General features: G+C 67.5%; 18 protein-coding genes. All 18 read left to right on the top strand.

The window, feature by feature from the left end:
* Positions 1-158 precede the first annotated feature (158 nt).
* The 18 genes from ABEA07_RS00970 to hisH all read left to right on the top strand — a co-directional run bounded on the left by ABEA07_RS00970 (position 159) and on the right by hisH (position 18,969).
* Entirely contained in the window at positions 159-4,901 is a 4,743-nt protein-coding gene (locus tag ABEA07_RS00970) for a glutamate synthase-related protein (protein ID WP_345535282.1), read from the top strand.
* Between the two features lie 38 nt (positions 4,902-4,939).
* Positions 4,940-6,418, top strand: coding sequence for a glutamate synthase subunit beta (locus ABEA07_RS00965; RefSeq protein ID WP_345535281.1), 1,479 nt, complete (start codon positions 4,940-4,942; stop codon positions 6,416-6,418).
* A 102-nt stretch (positions 6,419-6,520) separates the two neighbouring features.
* The gene (locus tag ABEA07_RS00960) at positions 6,521-7,378 is read left to right on the top strand and encodes an ABC transporter ATP-binding protein (RefSeq protein WP_345535279.1); all 858 of its coding nucleotides are present in this window, start codon (positions 6,521-6,523) and stop codon (positions 7,376-7,378) included.
* Positions 7,375-8,157 (top strand): lipid asymmetry maintenance ABC transporter permease subunit MlaE, encoded by a 783-nt coding sequence (gene mlaE / locus ABEA07_RS00955; protein ID WP_345535278.1) that lies wholly within the window; start codon positions 7,375-7,377, stop codon positions 8,155-8,157. The genes ABEA07_RS00960 and mlaE overlap by 4 nt, the downstream gene beginning before the upstream one ends.
* Positions 8,158-8,296: 139 nt before the next feature.
* Positions 8,297-8,785: an outer membrane lipid asymmetry maintenance protein MlaD gene (gene mlaD / locus ABEA07_RS00950; protein ID WP_345535277.1), complete on the top strand. Its 489-nt coding sequence runs from the start codon at positions 8,297-8,299 to the stop codon at positions 8,783-8,785.
* Positions 8,782-9,528, top strand: a complete 747-nt coding sequence (locus ABEA07_RS00945; RefSeq protein WP_345535275.1) for an MlaA family lipoprotein — start codon at positions 8,782-8,784, stop codon at positions 9,526-9,528. Before mlaD ends, ABEA07_RS00945 begins: the two co-directional genes overlap by 4 nt.
* A gap of 136 nt (positions 9,529-9,664) precedes the next feature.
* The gene (locus tag ABEA07_RS00940) at positions 9,665-10,321 is read left to right on the top strand and encodes an MlaC/ttg2D family ABC transporter substrate-binding protein (protein WP_345535274.1); all 657 of its coding nucleotides are present in this window, start codon (positions 9,665-9,667) and stop codon (positions 10,319-10,321) included.
* 14 nt (positions 10,322-10,335) lie between these two features.
* Positions 10,336-10,608, top strand: coding sequence for an STAS domain-containing protein (locus ABEA07_RS00935; RefSeq protein ID WP_345535272.1), 273 nt, complete (start codon positions 10,336-10,338; stop codon positions 10,606-10,608).
* 61 nt (positions 10,609-10,669) lie between these two features.
* A complete protein-coding gene (locus ABEA07_RS00930; protein WP_345535271.1) occupies positions 10,670-11,617 on the top strand; it encodes an ABC transporter ATP-binding protein in 948 nt (315 codons plus the stop codon).
* Entirely contained in the window at positions 11,617-12,381 is a 765-nt protein-coding gene (locus ABEA07_RS00925) for an ABC transporter permease (protein ID WP_345535394.1), read from the top strand. Before ABEA07_RS00930 ends, ABEA07_RS00925 begins: the two co-directional genes overlap by 1 nt.
* Positions 12,382-12,483: 102 nt before the next feature.
* Entirely contained in the window at positions 12,484-12,726 is a 243-nt protein-coding gene (locus ABEA07_RS00920) for a BolA family protein (RefSeq protein WP_345535270.1), read from the top strand.
* 15 nt (positions 12,727-12,741) lie between these two features.
* A complete protein-coding gene (murA, locus tag ABEA07_RS00915) occupies positions 12,742-14,028 on the top strand; it encodes a UDP-N-acetylglucosamine 1-carboxyvinyltransferase (protein ID WP_345535269.1) in 1,287 nt (428 codons plus the stop codon).
* A complete protein-coding gene (hisG, locus tag ABEA07_RS00910) occupies positions 14,025-14,666 on the top strand; it encodes an ATP phosphoribosyltransferase (RefSeq protein ID WP_345535268.1) in 642 nt (213 codons plus the stop codon). The genes murA and hisG overlap by 4 nt, the downstream gene beginning before the upstream one ends.
* Positions 14,667-14,839: 173 nt before the next feature.
* Entirely contained in the window at positions 14,840-16,165 is a 1,326-nt protein-coding gene (gene hisD, locus ABEA07_RS00905; protein ID WP_345535267.1) for a histidinol dehydrogenase, read from the top strand.
* A complete protein-coding gene (locus ABEA07_RS00900) occupies positions 16,165-16,530 on the top strand; it encodes a hypothetical protein (RefSeq protein ID WP_345535265.1) in 366 nt (121 codons plus the stop codon). Before hisD ends, ABEA07_RS00900 begins: the two co-directional genes overlap by 1 nt.
* Positions 16,531-16,538: 8 nt before the next feature.
* A complete protein-coding gene (hisC, locus tag ABEA07_RS00895; RefSeq protein WP_345535264.1) occupies positions 16,539-17,633 on the top strand; it encodes a histidinol-phosphate transaminase in 1,095 nt (364 codons plus the stop codon).
* Entirely contained in the window at positions 17,630-18,259 is a 630-nt protein-coding gene (gene hisB, locus ABEA07_RS00890; protein WP_345535263.1) for an imidazoleglycerol-phosphate dehydratase HisB, read from the top strand. The genes hisC and hisB overlap by 4 nt, the downstream gene beginning before the upstream one ends.
* Before the next feature lie 59 nt (positions 18,260-18,318).
* Positions 18,319-18,969, top strand: a complete 651-nt coding sequence (gene hisH / locus ABEA07_RS00885) for an imidazole glycerol phosphate synthase subunit HisH (protein WP_345535261.1) — start codon at positions 18,319-18,321, stop codon at positions 18,967-18,969.
* Positions 18,970-19,015 lie beyond the last annotated feature (46 nt).

Here is a 19,015-nt window from a genome sequence, read left to right as displayed (position 1 = left end):
CATGGGCATCAAGACGTCCCTTTTAATCTGTCCCTATTTTTATCCTGACTTTAAGCGTCAACAATTAATTGGAATCTGACCCCCTTTAAAAACGCTTGGCATTGTTTGTGCAACGCAATATCCTTCACGTCCCTGCGAAAAACTGAAGGAGTGCGCCAATGACGACGCCTGCCGAGATCGAACATCTTCAACAACATGGCCTGTATTCCGCAGCCGATGAGCATGACGCCTGCGGCGTCGGCTTCGTGGCTCATATCAAGGGCGAGAAAAGCCACAGCATCATCGTCCAGGGCCTGAAGATCCTCGAAAACCTCGACCATCGCGGCGCAGTGGGCGCTGACAAGCTGATGGGCGACGGCGCCGGCATCCTGATTCAGCTGCCCGACCTGCTGTACCGCGAGGAGATGGCCAGGCAGGGCGTCACCCTGCCGCCGCCCGGAGAGTACGGCGTGGGCATGATCTTCCTGCCCAAGGAGCACGCCTCGCGCGAAGCCTGCGAACAGGAGCTGGAGCGCGCGATCAAGGCGGAAGGCCAGGTCCTGCTCGGCTGGCGCGATGTGCCCGTCAACCGCGAGATGCCCATGTCGCCCGCGGTGCGCAAGAAGGAGCCGCTACTGCGCCAGGTCTTCATCGGCCGCGGTAACGACGTCATCGTGCAAGACGCCCTGGAGCGCAAGCTCTACGTCATCCGCAAGACCGCCAGCGCCGCCATTCAGCGCCTGAAGCTCAAGCACAGCAAGGAATACTACGTTCCGAGCATGTCGAGCCGCACGGTGGTCTACAAGGGCCTGCTGCTGGCCGACCAGGTGGGCACCTATTACCTCGACCTGCAGGACAAGCGCTGCATCTCGGCCCTTGGCCTGGTGCACCAGCGCTTCTCGACCAACACCTTCCCCGAGTGGCCGCTGGCTCACCCTTACCGCTATGTCGCCCACAACGGCGAGATCAACACGGTCAAGGGCAACTACAACTGGATGAAGGCGCGCGAGGGCGTGATGTCCTCGCCGGTGCTGGGCCCCGACCTGCAGAAGCTCTATCCGATCAGCTTCGCCGACCAGTCCGACACCGCCACCTTCGACAACTGCCTCGAACTGCTCACCATGGCCGGCTACCCCATCAGCCAGGCCGTGATGATGATGATCCCCGAGCCCTGGGAGCAGCACGCGACCATGGACACGCGTCGCCGCGCCTTCTATGAATACCACGCGGCCATGCTGGAGCCGTGGGACGGCCCGGCCTCCATCGTCTTCACCGACGGCCGCCAGATCGGCGCCACCCTCGACCGCAACGGCCTGCGCCCGTCGCGCTACTGCGTGACCGACGACGACCTGGTCATCATGGCCTCCGAATCCGGTGTGCTGCCGGTGCCGGAGCAGAAGATCGTCCGCAAGTGGCGCCTGCAACCCGGCAAGATGTTCCTGATCGACCTGGAGCAGGGCCGCATGATCGATGACGAGGAGGTCAAGGCCACTCTCGCCAACAGCAAGCCCTACAAGCAGTGGATCGAGAACCTGCGCATCAAGCTCGACAGCGTCGAGGCCGAGGCCGTGCAGCCCCCGGTCAGCCAGGTGGCCCTGCTGGACCGCCAGCAGGCCTTCGGCTACACGCAGGAGGACATCAAGTTCCTGATGAGCCCCATGGCCGCGGCCGGCGAGGAAGGCATCGGCTCCATGGGCAACGACAGCCCGCTGGCCGTGCTGTCCGACAAGAACAAGCCGCTCTACAACTACTTCAAGCAGCTGTTCGCCCAGGTCACCAACCCGCCCATCGACCCGATCCGCGAAGCGATCGTGATGTCGCTGGTGTCCTTCATCGGGCCGAAGCCGAACCTGCTGGACATCAACCAGGTCAACCCGCCCATGCGGCTGGAGGTGAGCCAGCCCATCCTCGACTTCGCCGACATGGCGAAGCTGCGCGACATCGGCAAGTACACCCAGGGCAAGTTCAAGAGTTACACGCTCGACATCACCTACCCGCTGGCCTGGGGCGAGGAAGGCGTCGAAGCCAAGCTCGCTTCTCTGTGCGCCGAGGCGGTGGACGCCATCAAGGGCGGCCACAACATCCTGATCGTGAGCGACCGCGCGCTCAGCGCGACCCAGATCGCCATCCCCGCGCTGCTGGCGCTCTCGGCCATCCACCAGTACCTGGTGCGCGAAGGCCTGCGCACCACCGCCGGCCTGGTGGTGGAAACCGGCTCGGCGCGCGAGGTGCATCACTTCGGCGTGCTGGCCGGCTATGGCGCCGAGGCCGTGCATCCCTACCTCGCCATGGAAACCCTGGCCGCGATGCACGAGGACCTGCAGGGCGACCTCAGCGCCGAGAAGGCCATCTACAACTATGTCAAGGCGATCGGCAAGGGTCTGTCCAAGATCATGTCGAAGATGGGCGTCAGCACCTACATGAGCTACTGCGGCGCCCAGCTCTTCGAGGCCATCGGCCTCAACGCGGAGACCGTGGCCAAGTACTTCACCGGCACCGCCAGCCGGGTCGAGGGCATCGGCGTCTTCGAGATCGCGCAGGAAGCCATTCGCATGCACAAGGCCGCCTTCGGCGACGACCCGGTGCTCGCCCACATGCTGGACGCCGGCGGCGAATACGCCTGGCGCACCCGCGGCGAGGAGCACATGTGGACGCCCGACGCTATCGCCAAGCTGCAGCACAGCACGCGTGCCAACAACTTCAACACCTACAAGGAATACGCGCAGATCATCAACGACCAGAACCGCCGTCACCTGACGCTGCGCGGACTGTTCGAATTCAAGATCGATCCGGCCAAGGCCATTCCGGTGGACGAAGTCGAGCCGGCGAGCGAGATCGTCAAGCGCTTCGCCACCGGCGCCATGTCGCTGGGCTCGATCAGCACCGAAGCGCACTCCACGCTGGCCGTGGCCATGAACCGCATCGGGGGAAAGAGCAACACCGGCGAGGGCGGTGAGGACCCGGCGCGCTACCGCAACGAACTCAAGGGCATCCCCATCAAGCAGGGCGACACGCTCAAGAGCGTGATCGGCGAGGCCAACGTCGAGGTCGACCTGCCATTGAAGGACGGCGACTCGCTGCGCTCGCGCATCAAGCAGGTGGCGTCGGGCCGCTTCGGCGTCACCGCCGAATACCTCGCCTCGGCCGATCAGCTGCAGATCAAGATGGCGCAAGGCGCCAAGCCCGGCGAGGGCGGCCAGCTGCCCGGCGGCAAGGTCTCCAACTACATCGGCCAGCTGCGCTACTCGGTGCCCGGCGTGGGCCTGATCTCGCCGCCGCCGCACCACGACATCTACTCCATCGAAGACCTGGCGCAGTTGATCCACGACCTGAAGAACGTCGCCCCTCATGCGACTGTCAGCGTCAAGCTGGTGAGCGAGGTCGGTGTCGGCACCATCGCGGCCGGCGTGGCCAAGTGCAAGAGCGACCACGTCGTGATCGCGGGCCATGACGGCGGCACCGGCGCCTCGCCTTGGTCGTCCATCAAGCACGCGGGCAGCCCGTGGGAGATCGGCCTGGCCGAGACCCAGCAGACCCTGGTGCTCAACCGCCTGCGCGGCCGCATCCGCGTGCAGGCCGACGGCCAGATGAAGACCGGCCGCGACGTCGCCATCGGCGCGCTGCTGGGCGCCGACGAGTTCGGCTTCGCCACGGCTCCACTGGTGGTCGAGGGCTGCATCATGATGCGCAAGTGCCACCTCAACACCTGCCCGGTCGGCGTCGCCACGCAGGACCCGGTGCTGCGCAAGAAGTTTTCGGGCAAGCCCGAGCACGTGGTGAACTACTTCTTCTTCGTCGCCGAGGAAGTGCGCCAGATCATGGCGCAGCTGGGCATCCGCAAGTTCGACGACCTGATCGGCCGCTCCGACCTGCTCGACACCCGCAAGGGCATCGCCCACTGGAAGGCGCGTGGCCTCGACTTCAGCCGCCTGTTCGCCCAGCCGAACGTGCCGGCGGACGTGCCGCGCTTTCACGTCGAAAACCAGGACCATGGCCTCGCGAAGAGCCTGGACAACAAGCTGATCGAGAAGTCCCGTCCCGCCATCGAGAAGGGCGAGAAGGTGCAGTTCATCGAGGTGGCACGCAACGTCAATCGCTCGGTGGGCGCCATGCTCTCCGGCGCCTTGACCAAGGTACACCCCCAGGGCCTGCCGGACGACTCGATTCGCATCCAGTTGGAGGGCACCGGCGGCCAGTCCTTCGGCGCCTTCCTGGCACGCGGCATCACGCTCTACCTCATCGGCGATGCCAACGACTACACCGGCAAGGGCCTCTCGGGCGGCCGCGTGGTGGTGCGTCCCAGCCTGGACTTCCGCGGCGAGGCGACGCGCAACATCATCGTGGGCAACACCGCGCTGTACGGCGCGACCACGGGCGAGGCCTTCCTCAGCGGCGTGGCCGGCGAGCGCTTCGCGGTGCGCCTCTCGGGCGCCACCGCGGTGGTCGAAGGCACCGGTGACCATGGCTGCGAGTACATGACCGGCGGCACGGTGGTGGTGCTGGGCAAGACGGGCCGCAACTTCGCGGCCGGCATGAGCGGCGGCGTGGCCTTCGTCTACGACGAGGACGGCCAGTTCGCCTCCCGCTGCAACCTCGCCATGGTCTCGCTCGACAAGGTGCTGACCTCGGCCGAGCAGACCGCCAGCGTGCACCGAAAGATCTGGCACGAAGGCGAGACCGACGAGGCTCGGCTCAAGAAGCTGCTCGAGGACCATCACCGCTGGACCGGCAGCAAGCGCGCGCGCGAGCTGCTCGACACCTGGGCGGTGTCCCGCACGCGTTTCGTGAAGGTCTTCCCGAACGAGTACAAGCGCGCCCTGGCCGAGATCCACGATCGCAAGGTCGAGCTCACCAGCAGCGGCAACAACGCGCATGTGGGCTTGGAGCCGCACGCCATGACGAAGCCGGCGGTGGCCGCCTGAGCGGGCACCGAAGCGAAGAACAGAACCAGGAAATCACGATGGGAAAAATCACGGGGTTCATGGAGCACGAGCGCATCGAGGAGGGCTACAAGCCTGTCGAGGAGCGCGTCAAGCACTACAAGGAATTCGTCGTCGGCCTCGATGCGCAGCAGGCCAAGGTGCAGGGCGCGCGCTGCATGGACTGCGGCACGCCCTTCTGCAACAGCGGCTGCCCGGTCAACAACATCATTCCGGACTTCAACGACCTGGTCTACCGCAACGACTGGCAGAGTGCGTTCGCGGTGCTGGATTCGACCAACAACTTCCCGGAGTTCACCGGCCGCATCTGCCCCGCGCCCTGCGAGGCGGCCTGCGTGCTGAACGTGAACGACGACCCGGTCGGCATCAAGTCCATCGAGCACGCGATCATCAACCGCGCGTGGCAGGAGTCGTGGGTCACGCCGCGCCCGCCGCGCCACAAGACCGGCAAGAAGGTCGCGGTGGTGGGCTCGGGCCCCGCGGGCATGGCGGCGGCGCAGCAACTCGCCCGCGTTGGCCATGACGTGACGCTGTTCGAGAAGAACGACCGCATCGGCGGCCTGCTGCGCTACGGCATTCCCGACTTCAAGATGGAGAAGTCGCACATCGACCGCCGCGTCGAGCAGATGAAGGCCGAGGGCGTGGTGTTCCGCACGGGGGTCGTGGTCGGCGCGGCCAAGGACCCGTTGGGCAAGGGCTCCAAGGTCACGAACTGGGCCAAGGAGACGGTCACGCCCGAGCAGCTGGACAGGGAATTCGACGCGGTCGTCCTGACCGGTGGCGCCGAACAGTCGCGCGACCTGCCGGTGCCGGGGCGCGACCTGGACGGCATTTATTTCGCCATGGAGTTCCTGCCGCAGCAGAACAAGGTCAACGCCGGCGACAAGGTCAAGGGCCAGATCCGGGCCGACGGCAAGCACGTGATCGTGATCGGCGGCGGCGACACCGGCTCCGACTGCGTGGGCACCAGCAACCGCCATGGGGCGGCCAGCGTGACCCAGTTCGAGCTGATGCCCCAGCCGCCGGAGGAAGAGAACCGCCCGCTCACCTGGCCCTACTGGCCCTACAAGCTGCGCACCAGCTCCAGCCACGAAGAGGGTTGCGAGCGCGAATTCGCCATCGCGACCAAGGAATTCATCGGCGAGAAGGGCAAGGTCACCGGCCTGAAGACCGTTCGCGTCGAGTGGAAGGACGGCAAGATGAGCGAGGTCCCCGGCACCGAGCAGGTGCTCAAGGCCGACCTGGTGCTGCTGGCCATGGGCTTCGTGAGCCCCGTCGCCGGTGTGCTGGAGGCCTTCGGCGTCGACAAGGATGCCCGCGGCAACGCCAAGGCTGGCGTCGACTTCATCGGCGGCTATGCCACCAATGTCCCCAAGGTCTTTGCGGCCGGCGACATGCGCCGGGGCCAGTCGCTGGTGGTCTGGGCCATTCGCGAGGGCCGCCAGGCGGCCCGCGCGGTCGACGAGTTCCTGATGGGCTACAGCGACTTGCCACGCTGAACAAGCGCGCCCCGGATGGAATTAGCGGCGGATTAGGCCCGCAGTTCGAGGGATGGGCACGGGCCGTGCTTCATTTATCATGGCCGCCACCGTGAGCCGGGGATGCCTCAGGCGCCCCCGGCTTTTCTGTTGCCCATGACACCCTCCGCTTCCACCTTGGTCGAACTCCGCGACGTCCGCTTCGGTTACGGCGAGCGCGCGATCCTCGACGGCGTCTCCTTCACCGTGCCGCGCGGCAAGGTGACGGCGCTCATGGGCGCATCCGGCGGCGGCAAGACCACGGTGCTGCGCCTGATCGGCGGGCAGGTGCGGGCACAGCGCGGCGAGGTGCTGTTCGACGGCCAGGACATCGGCCGCATGAACAACGAGGCGCTCTATGCCGCGCGCCGGCGCATGGGCATGCTGTTCCAGTTCGGTGCGCTCTTCACCGACATGAGCGTGTTCGACAACGTGGCCTTCCCGCTGCGCGAGCACACGCAACTGCCCGCGGCCCTGGTGCGCGACATCGTGCTCATGAAGCTCGATGCCGTGGGCCTGCGCGGGGCCCGCCACCTCATGCCCAGCGAAGCGTCCGGCGGCATGGCCCGCCGCGTGGCGCTGGCCCGTGCGATCGCGCTCGACCCCGACCTGGTGATGTACGACGAGCCCTTCGCCGGTCTCGACCCGATCTCCCTGGGCACGGCAGCGCGGCTGATCCGCCAGCTCAACGACACGCTGGGCCTGACCAGCGTGATCGTCTCGCACGACCTCGAGGAAACCTTCCGCATCGCGGACCACGTGATCATCCTGGCCAACGGCGGCATCGCTGCACAGGGCAAGCCGCAGGATGTGCGGGAGAGCACCGATCCGCTGGTGCACCAGTTCGTCAATGCATTGCCCGAGGGGCCGGTGCATTTCCACTACCCCGGCGTCGCCGTCGAAGAGGACTTCGGCAACCACGCGCATGGAGATCGCGCATGAGCTGGTATCGGCCGAGCGACCTCGGATTCGCCGTGCGCGCCAAGCTTGGCGACATGGGCATGGCCGCACGGCTGTTCCTGCGGCTGAGCTTCCGGGGGGCCAACAGCCTGCGCCGATTCGGACTGGTGCGGGACCAGGTCCACTTTCTCGGCAACTACTCGCTGGCCATCATCGCGGTCTCCGGCCTGTTCGTGGGCTTCGTGCTCGGGCTGCAGGGTTACTACACGCTGCAGCGCTACGGCTCCTCCGAGGCCCTGGGCCTGCTGGTGACCTTGAGCCTGGTGCGCGAACTCGGCCCGGTGGTGGCGGCGCTGCTCTTCGCGGGCCGTGCCGGCACTTCGCTGACCGCGGAAATCGGCCTCATGAAGGCCGGCGAGCAACTGAGCGCCATGGAGATGATGGCGGTCGATCCGGTACAGCGCATCCTCGCGCCGCGCTTCTGGGCGGGCGTCATCACCATGCCGTTGCTCGCCGCGGTGTTCAGCGCGGTCGGCGTGATCGGCGGCTGGGTCGTCGGCGTGCTGATGCTCGGCCTCGACCCCGGGGCCTTCTGGGGGCAGATGCAGGGCGGCGTCGATGTCTGGCGCGACGTCGGCAACGGCGTGGTCAAGAGCATCGTTTTCGGCTTCACCGTCACTTTCATCGCGCTGCTGCAGGGCTTCGAGGCCCAGCCGACGCCCGAGGGCGTGTCCCGGGCCACCACCCGGACCGTGGTCGCGGCATCCCTCGCGGTGCTCGGCCTCGACTTCCTGCTCACCGCCATGATGTTCAGCATATGAACAAGCGCTTCCCCAGGCCTGCCCACTTCGTGTGGCCTCCAACCCCCTCACCGGGGGCAACATCAGCGGAACGGCAAAGCCGGTTCCGCGGTGTTCCCCGACAAGCCCGCCCGTCGGAAAGGACGTAGGAACAATCGCCATGCAACGCTCCAAGAACGACGTCTGGGTCGGCCTGTTCGTGCTCATCGGCGCGGCGGCGCTGCTTTTTCTCGCGCTCCAGTCTGCGAACCTGCTGAGCCTGAACTTCCAGAAGACCTATTCCGTCACCGCGCGCTTCGACAACATCGGCGGCCTGAAGCCGCAGACCGCTGTCAAAAGTGCGGGCGTGGTGGTGGGGCGTGTCGAATCGATCACGTTCGACGACAAGAACTTCCAGGCGAGCGTCACGCTCGCGCTGCAAAGCCGCTACAGTTTCCCGAAAGACAGCTCCCTCAAGATCCTGACCAGCGGGCTGCTCGGCGAGCAGTACATCGGGATCGAGGCGGGCGCCGAGGAGAAGAACCTGCAAGCCGGTGACGTCATCACCTCGACGCAGTCGGCCGTCGTGCTGGAGAACCTGATCGGACAGTTTCTCTACAGCAAGGCGGCCGAAGGCAGTACGCCACCGGCCAACAGCAACAAGAAATGAAAGCACCGACCCCACGAGATCCTTCGCCGGCCCGGCGTGGCCTGTCCATTTGCGCCCGCGGCCTGGCCGCGGCCGCGGTCCTCGCGCTCGCCGCGGGCTGCGCGACTGGCCCCAACGCCAACCCGGCCGACCCCTTCGAGCCCTTCAATCGCGGCGTCTTCAAGTTCAACGACAGCGTCGACGAGGCGGTGCTCAAGCCCGTGGCCGGCGCCTACCGTCGCACGCTGCCTTCCTTCGTGCGCACCGGCGTCAACAACTTCTTCGGCAACCTGTCCGACGTCTGGAATTTCGCCAACAGCGTCCTTCAGTTGAACCTGCGGCACAGCGCGGACAACTTCATGCGGATTCCGGTCAACACGGTCTTCGGCCTCGGCGGCCTGCTCGACGTGGCCACCGAAGCCGGCATCGAGCGCCACCCGGAGGACTTCGGCCAGACCCTCGGCCGCTGGGGCGTGCCCAGCGGGCCCTACGTGGTGCTGCCGCTGCTCGGCCCCTCGAACGTGCGCGACGGTTCGGCCCTGCTGGTCGACCGCAAGGGCGACCTGCTGAACCAGATCGACGACATTCCGTGGCGCAACTCGATGTACGTGCTGCGCGTGGTCGACACGCGCGCCAACTTCCTGCGCGCCAGCGAACTGCTCGGCGAGGCCGCGCTCGACAAGTATTCGTTTACCCGCGATGCCTATCTACAGCGCCGCCGGAGCGAAATTCACAACGGCGACCTGCCGAACGACGGCAACTAAGGGTGCCCTTGGGGCCTTCGGCGCTTGCATTCGGTTGCCGGTGCGGGCGCCGGCGCGGGAACTGCCGGCCCGGCCCTGCTTCCAAACCGCGAACGGTCGCCCGACCCGAGACTTCAAAACAAGGGAATTTTTTTCGATGACCCAGACCCTGCAACGACGCTCCTTCGGACGCCTGGCCCTGGCCGGGCTGTCGCTGGCGGGCGCCGCCGCCTTCGTGCGCCCCGTGCGTGCCGCCGATGAGGCGCCCGACGCCCTGATCAAGCGCCTGTCGGTCGACGTGCTCGACACCATCAAGGCCGACAAGACCATCAAGGCCGGCGACATCGGCAAGATCATGGCCCTGGTGGACGCCAAGATCATGCCCAACGTGAACTTCCAGCGCATGACGGCCTCCGCCGTCGGGCCGGCCTGGCGCCAGGCCACTCCCGAGCAGCAGCAGCGCCTGCAGGACGAGTTCAAGAAGCTGCTGGTGCGCACCTATGCCGGCGCGCTCGACCAGGTCAGCGACCAGTCCGTGGTGGTGAGGCCCTTCCGCGGCTCGCTCGATGACAACGAAGTGCTGGTGCGCACCGAGGTCCGCGGCACCACCGGCGACCCGGTCCAGCTCGACTACCGTCTCGAGAAGACCCCGGGCCAGGGCGGTGGCTGGAAGGTCTACAACCTGAATGTGCTGGGCGTCTGGCTGGTCGACACCTACCGCACCCAGTTTTCGCAGGAGATCAATGCCAAGGGCATCGACGGCCTGATCGCCACGCTGGCCGAGCGCAACTCGCGCAACGGCAACAGGAAGTAGGGACTCTGCGCGCGATGCTGGTCCTGCCGCCCAAGCTGACGCACGACGAAGCGCCGGCCTGCGTGCTCATGCTGCGCCAGGGGCTGGCCGGGCAGGCCCCCTCGTCCACCGTGGTGGATGCCAGCGCCCTCGAGCAGTTCGACTCGTCGGCTTTGGCCGTGCTGCTCGAGTGCCGTCGCGAGTCCAGCGCGCTCGGCCGCGGCTTCGCGGTCAAGGGCTTGCCGCCGCGCCTGCGCGAACTCGCCTCGCTCTACGGCGTGGCCGGACTCCTGCCCGCTGCGCCCTGATCCGGGCCTTTGCCCGGCCGCGGAGCGGGAATACCGCGGGGGCCTAAAATCCCGGGCTCCCATGCCCGCCGTCTCCTTCCAATCGGTCTCCAAGACCTACCCCGCCTCGCGCCAGCAGCGTGCCCAGGGAAAGCCCGGCCTCAAGGCCGTCGACCAGGTCACATTCCAGATCGAAGAAGGCGAATTCTTCGGCCTGCTGGGCCCCAACGGCGCCGGCAAGACCACCCTGATCAGCATGCTCGCCGGCCTGTCCCGGCCCAGCGCCGGCACCATCAGCGTGCACGGCTTCGACGTGCAGCGCGAATACGCCCAGGCGCGGCGCCACCTCGGCGTGGTGCCCCAGGAGCTCGTGTTCGACCCCTTCTTCAATGTGCGGGAATCGCTGCGCATCCAGTCCGGCTACTTCGGCATCCGCAACAACGACGACTGGATCGACGAACTGCTCACCAGCCTGGGCCTGGCCGACAAGGCCACCGCCAACATGCGCCAGCTCTCCGGCGGCATGAAGCGCCGCGTGCTGGTGGCGCAGGCCCTGGTGCACAAGCCGCCGGTGATCGTGCTGGACGAGCCCACGGCCGGCGTCGACGTCGAGCTGCGCCAGACCTTGTGGCAGTTCATCGCCAAGCTCAACAAGCAGGGCAGCACGGTCCTGCTGACCACCCACTACCTCGAGGAGGCCGAGGCCCTTTGCCACCGCATCGCGATGCTCAAGCAGGGCCGCGTGATCGCGCTGGACCGCACCAGCGAACTGCTGCGCTCGGCCGCCAGCAACGTGCTGCGCTTCAAGACCGACGGCATGCTGCCCCGGTCGCTGGCCCAGCATGCGCGCATCACCGGGCGCATCGTCCAGCTGCCGGCGCAGAACGCGCGAGAGGTCGAGCAATTGCTCGCGGCCATTCGCGAGGCCGGGCTCGACGTGGAAGACGTGGAAATGCGCAAGGCGGACCTGGAAGACGTGTTCATCGACCTGATGGCGGGTGAACAGACGCCGCTGGAGGTCGCACGATGATGGTGAACGCCCTTGGCTGGCGCGCGCTGCTTTACAAGGAAACGCTGCGCTTCTGGAAGGTCGGCTTCCAGACCGTCGGCGCGCCGGTGCTCACCGCGCTGCTGTACCTGATGGTCTTCGGCCACGTGCTGGAGGACCACGTCAAGGTCTACGGCTCGGTCAGCTACACCGCCTTCCTGGTGCCTGGCCTGGTGATGATGAGCGTGCTGCAGAACGCCTTCGCCAACAGCTCGTCGTCGATCATCCAGAGCAAGATCATGGGCAATCTGGTCTTCGTGCTGCTGACGCCGCTGTCGCATTGGGGCTGGTTCCTGGCCTACGTGGGCTCCTCCATCGTGCGCGGGCTGGCGGTCGGCCTCGGCGTCTTCTTGGTGACCTCCTTGTTCGCCCTGCCGGGCTTCGAGGCGCCGCTGTGGATCGCGGTGTTTGCCTTCCTCGGCGCCGCCATATTGGGCACACTGGGCCTGATCGCTGGCCTCTGGGCCGAGAAGTTCGACCAGATGGCCGTGTTCCAGAACTTCCTGATCATGCCCATGACCTTCCTGTCGGGCGTGTTCTACTCGATCAACTCGCTGCCGCCCTTCTGGCAGAAGGTGAGCCATCTCAACCCCTTCTTCTACATGATCGACGGCTTCCGCTACGGCTTCTTCGGCGTCAGCGACATCTCGCCGTGGGTGAGCCTGGCCATCGTGGGCGGGGCCTGGCTGGTCGTGAGCGCGATCGCCGTCCACCTGCTGCGCATCGGCTACAAGATCCGCGGATGACATGCTGGCCCCCAGGCTTTTCACTCGCTGCGCTCGTGTAACTCCACCCCCCGAGGGGTCCGGTCCGCCCTGGGGCGGCCCGGCGTCGGCCCCTTTCCCTCTATGACTGCCGAAGAACTCCAAACCATCATCCAGGCCGGCCTGCCCTGCGAGCACATCGCACTCGAGGGCGATGGCCGCCACTGGTACGCCACCATCGTCTCGGCCGAATTCGAGGGCAAGCGCGCGATCCAGCGACACCAGCGTGTCTATGCCACCCTCGGTGCCAAAATGCACACGGACGAGGTGCACGCGCTTTCAATGAAGACTTACACGCCCGCGGAATGGGCGGCCGCCCAGAACTAGCCTGCTGGACCTTTCATGGACAAACTCCTGATTCGCGGCGGGCGAGAGCTCCGCGGCGAGGTGCTCATTTCCGGCGCGAAGAACGCCGCCCTGCCGGAGCTCTGCGCGGCGCTCCTGACCGACCGGCCCGTCACGCTGCACAACGTGCCGCGGCTGAACGACGTGAGCACCATGCTCAAGCTGCTGCGCAACATGGGCATCGCGGCCGAGCGCGACGACGACGGCACGGTGGCGCTCGACGCCGGCGCCCTGCACACGCCCGAAGCTCCCTACGAGCTGGTGAAGACCATGCGCGCCTCGGTGCTCGTGCTCGGGCCGCTGCTCGCGCGCTTCGGCCAGGCCAAGGTGTCTTTGCCCGGCGGCTGCGCGATCGGCTCGCGGCCGGTGGACCAGCACATCAAGGGCCTTCAGGCCATGGGCGCCGACATCGTCGTCGAACACGGCTACATGGTCGCGCGCATCGGCGGCGGCCGGCGCCGGCTGCACGGCGCTCGCATCACCACCGACATGGTGACCGTCACCGGCACCGAGAACTTTCTCATGGCCGCAGCGCTGGCTGACGGCGAAACAGTGCTGGAAAACGCGGCCCAGGAACCCGAGATCACCGACCTGGCCGAGATGCTCATCGAGATGGGCGCGAAGATCGAAGGCCACGGCACCAGCCGCATCCGCATCCACGGCGTGGAGAAGCTGCAGGGCGCGAGCCATCGCGTCGTGGCCGACCGCATCGAGGCCGGCACTTTCCTGTGCGCCGTCGCCGCGGCCGGCGGCGAGGTGCTGCTGCGCCATGGCCGCGCCGACCACCTGGACGCGGTGATCGAGAAGCTGCGCGAGGCGGGCGTGGAAGTCACCGCGGTGGAAGAGGGCATCCGCGTGCGCAGCCAGGGGCGCCTGAAGGCGCAGAGCTTCCGCACCACCGAATACCCCGGCTTTCCGACCGACATGCAGGCGCAGTTCATGGCGCTCAACGTGATCGCCGAGGGCACCTCGACCGTCACCGAGACCATCTTCGAGAACCGCTTCATGCACGTGGACGAGATGCTGCGCCTGGGCGCCAGGATCCAGACCGACGGCAAGGTGGCCGTCATCGAGGGCGTACCCCGGCTATCGGGCGCGACCGTGATGGCCACCGACCTGCGCGCCTCCGCCAGCCTGGTCATCGCCGGCCTGGTGGCCGAGGGCGAGACCCTGGTCGACCGCATCTACCACCTGGACCGCGGCTACGACCGCATGGAAGGCAAGCTGCGCGGCCTCGGCGCCGACATCGACCGCGTCGCCGGGCCGGCGGAGTACCAGCCATGATCACGCTCGCACTGTCCAAGGGCCGCATCTTCGACGAGACCCTGCCGCTCCTGGCGGCGGCCGGCGTCGAGGTGAGCGAGGACCCGGAGAAATCGCGCAAGCTGATCATCGGCACTTCACGGCCGGATGTGCGCGTGGTGCTGGTGCGCGCCTCCGACGTGCCCACCTACGTGCAGTACGGCGGTGCGGACCTGGGCGTGACCGGGCTCGACGTGCTGCTCGAGCATGGCAACCAGGGCCTGTACCAGCCGCTGGACCTGCGCATCGCGGCCTGCCGTTTGAGCGTGGCGGTGCGCGCCGACTACGACTACGCCTCGGCGGTGCGCCAGGGCTCCCGCATCAAGGTCGCGACCAAGTACGTCGGCCTGGCACGCGAGTTCTTCGCCAGCAAGGGCGTGCACGTGGACCTGATCAAGCTCTACGGCAGTATGGAGCTGGCCCCGCTCACCGGCCTGGCCGATGCCATCGTGGACCTGGTGTCGACCGGCAACACCCTCAAGGCGAATCACCTCGTCGAGGTCGAGCGCATCATGGACATCAGCGCCCGGCTGGTGGTGAACCAGGCCGCGCTCAAGCTCAAGCAGGCGCCGATCAGGCGCATCATCGATGCCTTTGCCTCTGCCATCCCTTCCACCTGAAGTGAAACTCTCCCCCAGGCTCCCCCACTTCGTGTGGTCCGCCAACCCCCTCACCGGGGGCGCACCCGGCGGCCCGGCAAAGCCGGCTCCACGGGTGCTCCCGAACGGGCCGGCTTTGCGGCCTGCGTGTTTCGCGCGTCGCGGGTCTCGCGCAGCGCGGTGGAGCAATTGAAATGAACGTGAAAGCCTCGCCCGCCCGCCTGTCCACCGCCTCGGCCAGCTTCGAAGCCGACTTCCGGGCGCGGCTGCATTGGTCCGCGGACACGGACGCGGCGATCGAGCAGGTGGTGGCGGACATCCTGGACGACGTGCGCCGGCGGGGCGACGCCGCCGTGCTCGACTACACCCGCCGTTTCGACCGGCTGGAGGTCGACGGCATGGCCGCGCTGGAGCTGCGGGCCCCCGAGCTGCAAGCAGCCTTCGACAACCTGCCTGCGGTGCAGCGCGAGGCGCTGGAAGCGGCCGCCCGCCGCGTGCGCAGCTACCACGAGGCCCAGAAGAAGGCCAGCGGCGAGAGCTGGAGCTACCGGGACGCCGACGGAACGCTGCTGGGCCAGAAGGTCACGCCGCTGGACCGGGTCGGCATCTACGTGCCGGGCGGCAAGGCCGCCTATCCGTCCAGCGTGCTGATGAACGCCATTCCCGCGCACGTGGCGGGCGTGGGCGAGATCATCATGGTCGTGCCGACGCCCGGCGGCGAGAAGAACACGCTGGTGCTGGCCGCGGCCCACGTGGCCGGCGTCACCCGCGCCTTCACCGTCGGCGGTGCCCAGGCGGTGGGCGCGCTGGCCTACGGCACCGCGACCATCCCGGCAGTCGACAAGATCACCGGCCCCGGCAACGCCTACGTGGCGGCCGCCAAGCGCCGCGTCTTCGGCACGGTGGGCATCGACATGATCGCCGGCCCCAGCGAGATCCTGGTGCTGGCCGACGGCACGACCCCGCCCGACTGGGTGGCGATGGACCTGTTCAGCCAGGCCGAACACGACGAGCTCGCCCAGAGCATCCTGCTGTGCCCCGACGCCGCCTACATCGAGCGCGTGCAGCAGGAGATCGACCGCCTGCTGCCCACCATGCCGCGCGCCGCCATCATCGCCGCCTCGCTCAACGGCCGCGGCGCGCTGATCCACACGAAGAGCATGGAAGAGGCCTGCGCCATCAGCAACCGGATCGCGCCCGAGCACCTCGAGGTCAGCAGCCGCGAACCTGGGCGCTGGGAGCCGCTCCTGAAGCATGCCGGCGCCATCTTCCTCGGCGCCTTCACCAGCGAGAGCCTGGGCGATTACTGCGCCGGGCCCAACCACGTGCTCCCCACCAGCGGCACCGCGCGCTTCAGCTCGCCGCTGGGCGTCTACGACTTTCAGAAGCGCTCCAGCCTGATCGAGGTGAGCGAGGCGGGGGCGCAGGCCCTGGGCCGCATCGCCGTGACGCTGGCCGAAGGGGAGGGCCTGCAGGCGCACGCCGAGGCCGCTCGCCTGCGCCTGCGGCAGGAGCCGTGATGGCGGCCTCGGCGCGACGGCTCGCACGCTGCCCGGCCCTGGTGGGCCTGCTGATGGCCGGTGCCGCCTGCCAGGCCATGAGCATCCGCGAGCTGCGCCTGCTGGAGGCCAACGAGAAGGACGGCAAGCTCTACGCCAACTACTACCTGGTGGGCGTGGTCGAAGGCCTGCGCGAGGCCAGCGAGGCCGAGCAGCGCGCCGGCCGGAAGCCGCCCTTCTGCGTCAACGGCCGCCGGCTCGAGCCCTCGATGGCGCGCACGCTCTACCAGACCGAGCTGAGCCGCAATGCCGACAGCTACGAAGCCGACATGCCGGTGCAGTTGGTCGTGTTCGCCGCGCTGCGCAACAGCTACCGGTGCCCTTGAGTCCCCGAATGACCTCCCGTTCCGAAGAAATCACCCGCGCCCTGGGCCGCATCCGCTCCGACGTCCGCTCCATGCATGCCTATGCGGTGCAGGACGCGCGCGGCATGCTCAAGCTCGACGCCATGGAAAACCCTTACGGCCTGACGCCCGAGTTGCAGGCGGCGCTGGGCAAGCGCCTGGGTGCGCTGGCCCTGAACCGCTACCCCGGCCCGCGCAGCGCCGACCTGCAGCGCGCTCTGGCCGCTCACGCGCGGATGCCCGAGGGCTTCGGCCTGATGCTGGGCAACGGATCGGACGAGCTGATCTCGCTGCTGGCGATGGCCTGCGACCTGCCCGGTGCCACCCTCCTGGCGCCCGAGCCGGGCTTCGTGATGTACGCCATGAGCGCCCAGCTGCAGGGCCTGCGCTTCGTCGGCGTGCCGCTGTCGGCCGATTTCGACCTGGACGAAGGCGCCATGCTGGCGGCCGTCGAGCGCGAGAAGCCGGCCATCGTCTACCTGGCCTACCCCAACAACCCGACCGCCAACCTCTGGGACGACGCCGTGATCGAGAAGATCGTCGAGGCCCAGGGGCGCCAGGGCGGCCTGGTGGTGATCGACGAGGCCTACCAGCCATTTGCAGCCCGCAGCTACATCGACCGGGTCGCGCGCCACGGCCACGTGCTGCTGATGCGCACGCTCAGCAAGTTCGGCCTGGCGGGCGTACGGCTGGGCTATCTGATGGGCCCTTCGGCGCTGATCGCCGAGGTGGACAAGGTGCGGCCGCCCTACAACATCAGCGTGCTCAACTGCGAGTGCGCGCTCTTCGCGCTGGAGCACGCGGAGGTCTTCGCCGCCCAGGCGGCACTGATCCGCGAGCAGCGCACCCGCATCGCCGGGGCGCTGGATGCCCTGCCCGCCGTGAAGCACTGGCCCAGCGACGCCAATATGATCCTGGTCCGCGTGCCGGATGCCGCCAGGACCTTCGAGGGCATGAAGACGCGCGGCGTGCTGGTGAAGAACGTTTCTAAAATGCACCCATTGCTCGCGAACTGCCTGCGCCTGACCGTCGGAACTGCCGACGAGAACACGCGGATGCTCGCGGCCCTCGAAGCCTCCCTATGAACAGCCCCACGGCCCCCGAAGCAGTCATCGCCGCCGGCGCGCGCGTCGCCTCCGTCACGCGCAACACGGCGGAGACGAAGATCAGCGTGCGCGTCAACCTCGACGGCAGCGGCCATGCCAAGCTCTCCACCGGCATCGGCTTTTTCGACCACATGCTCGACCAGATCGCCCGCCACGGCCTGATCGACCTCGAAATCGAGTGCGAGGGCGACCTGCACATCGACGGCCACCACACGGTGGAGGACGTGGGCATCACCCTCGGCCAGGCCGTCGCCCGCGCGGTGGGCGACAAGAAGGGCATCCGTCGCTACGGCCACGCCTACGTGCCGCTGGACGAGGCACTCAGCCGCGTCGTGATCGATTTCTCCGGCCGTCCCGGCCTGGTGATGGACATTCCCTACACCAGCGGCATGATCGGCGGCTTCGACACCCAGCTCACCCACGAGTTCTTCCAGGGCTTCGTCAACCACGCCTTCGTGACGCTGCACATCGACAACCTCAAGGGCGTCAATGCGCACCACCAGTGCGAGACCGTCTTCAAGGCCTTCGCGCGCGCCCTGCGGGCCGCGCTCGAACTCGATCCGCGCTCGGCCGGCGTCATTCCTTCGACCAAGGGGTCACTCTGAGTGCGCCGCCGGGCCGCCCCAAGGCGAATGCTGCAGCGCTGCTGCGCGGAAGCTTATCGATGAGCAACAACACGGTCGCCGTCGTCGATTACGGCATGGGCAACCTGCGCTCCGTCTCGCAGGCGGTGCAGCACGCGGCCGACCAGGTCGGCGTCGAAGTCTTCGTGACGGCCGACCCGGACGTGGTGCGCCGCGCGACCCGCGTGGTGCTGCCGGGGCAGGGCGCCATCCCCGACTGCATGCGCGAGCTGCGCGACTCCGGCCTCCTCGAATCGGTGCTGGAGGCGGCGGCCAGCAAGCCGCTGTTCGGCGTCTGCGTGGGCATGCAGATGCTGCTGTCGTCGAGCGACGAGGGGCCGACCGAGGGCCTGGACCTGATCCCGGGGCGGGTCCTGCGCTTCCAGCTGGAAGGCCGCACCCAGCCCGACGGCAGTCGCTACAAGGTGCCGCAGATGGGCTGGAACCAGGTCTTCCAGACGCAGCCGCATCCGGTCTGGGCCGGCGTGCCGGACGGCAGCTACTTCTATTTCGTGCACAGCTTCTACGCCAAACCGGCCGATGCGCGCCACAGCGCCGGCGAGGCCGACTACGGGGGCCGCTTTACCGCCGCCATCGCACGCGATAATATTTTTGCGACCCAGTTCCATCCCGAGAAGAGCGCGGACCATGGGTTGCAGCTGTACCGAAACTTTCTCCACTGGAATCCCTGAAGCAGTTCCCAGCTGCGCTTCATCGCTCATTGCGCGCAATCCCGCA

The organism is Variovorax defluvii (assembly GCF_039541515.1).
Taxonomy (GTDB): domain Bacteria; phylum Pseudomonadota; class Gammaproteobacteria; order Burkholderiales; family Burkholderiaceae_C; genus Variovorax; species Variovorax defluvii.
This window is presented reverse-complemented; position numbering and strand designations above follow the sequence as displayed.

What these genes read in the sequence shown, in the direction of transcription:
- ABEA07_RS00970 (WP_345535282.1), top strand. Translation starts at nt 159, where the DNA reads ATGACGACGCCTGCCGAGATCGAACATCTTCAACAACATGGCCTGTAT.
- ABEA07_RS00965 (WP_345535281.1), top strand. Translation starts at nt 4,940, where the DNA reads ATGGGAAAAATCACGGGGTTCATGGAGCACGAGCGCATCGAGGAGGGC.
- ABEA07_RS00960 (WP_345535279.1), top strand. Translation starts at nt 6,521, where the DNA reads ATGCCTCAGGCGCCCCCGGCTTTTCTGTTGCCCATGACACCCTCCGCT.
- mlaE (WP_345535278.1), top strand. Translation starts at nt 7,375, where the DNA reads ATGAGCTGGTATCGGCCGAGCGACCTCGGATTCGCCGTGCGCGCCAAG.
- mlaD (WP_345535277.1), top strand. Translation starts at nt 8,297, where the DNA reads ATGCAACGCTCCAAGAACGACGTCTGGGTCGGCCTGTTCGTGCTCATC.
- ABEA07_RS00945 (WP_345535275.1), top strand. Translation starts at nt 8,782, where the DNA reads ATGAAAGCACCGACCCCACGAGATCCTTCGCCGGCCCGGCGTGGCCTG.
- ABEA07_RS00940 (WP_345535274.1), top strand. Translation starts at nt 9,665, where the DNA reads ATGACCCAGACCCTGCAACGACGCTCCTTCGGACGCCTGGCCCTGGCC.
- ABEA07_RS00935 (WP_345535272.1), top strand. Translation starts at nt 10,336, where the DNA reads ATGCTGGTCCTGCCGCCCAAGCTGACGCACGACGAAGCGCCGGCCTGC.
- ABEA07_RS00930 (WP_345535271.1), top strand. Translation starts at nt 10,670, where the DNA reads ATGCCCGCCGTCTCCTTCCAATCGGTCTCCAAGACCTACCCCGCCTCG.
- ABEA07_RS00925 (WP_345535394.1), top strand. Translation starts at nt 11,617, where the DNA reads ATGGTGAACGCCCTTGGCTGGCGCGCGCTGCTTTACAAGGAAACGCTG.
- ABEA07_RS00920 (WP_345535270.1), top strand. Translation starts at nt 12,484, where the DNA reads ATGACTGCCGAAGAACTCCAAACCATCATCCAGGCCGGCCTGCCCTGC.
- murA (WP_345535269.1), top strand. Translation starts at nt 12,742, where the DNA reads ATGGACAAACTCCTGATTCGCGGCGGGCGAGAGCTCCGCGGCGAGGTG.
- hisG (WP_345535268.1), top strand. Translation starts at nt 14,025, where the DNA reads ATGATCACGCTCGCACTGTCCAAGGGCCGCATCTTCGACGAGACCCTG.
- hisD (WP_345535267.1), top strand. Translation starts at nt 14,840, where the DNA reads ATGAACGTGAAAGCCTCGCCCGCCCGCCTGTCCACCGCCTCGGCCAGC.
- ABEA07_RS00900 (WP_345535265.1), top strand. Translation starts at nt 16,165, where the DNA reads ATGGCGGCCTCGGCGCGACGGCTCGCACGCTGCCCGGCCCTGGTGGGC.
- hisC (WP_345535264.1), top strand. Translation starts at nt 16,539, where the DNA reads ATGACCTCCCGTTCCGAAGAAATCACCCGCGCCCTGGGCCGCATCCGC.
- hisB (WP_345535263.1), top strand. Translation starts at nt 17,630, where the DNA reads ATGAACAGCCCCACGGCCCCCGAAGCAGTCATCGCCGCCGGCGCGCGC.
- hisH (WP_345535261.1), top strand. Translation starts at nt 18,319, where the DNA reads ATGAGCAACAACACGGTCGCCGTCGTCGATTACGGCATGGGCAACCTG.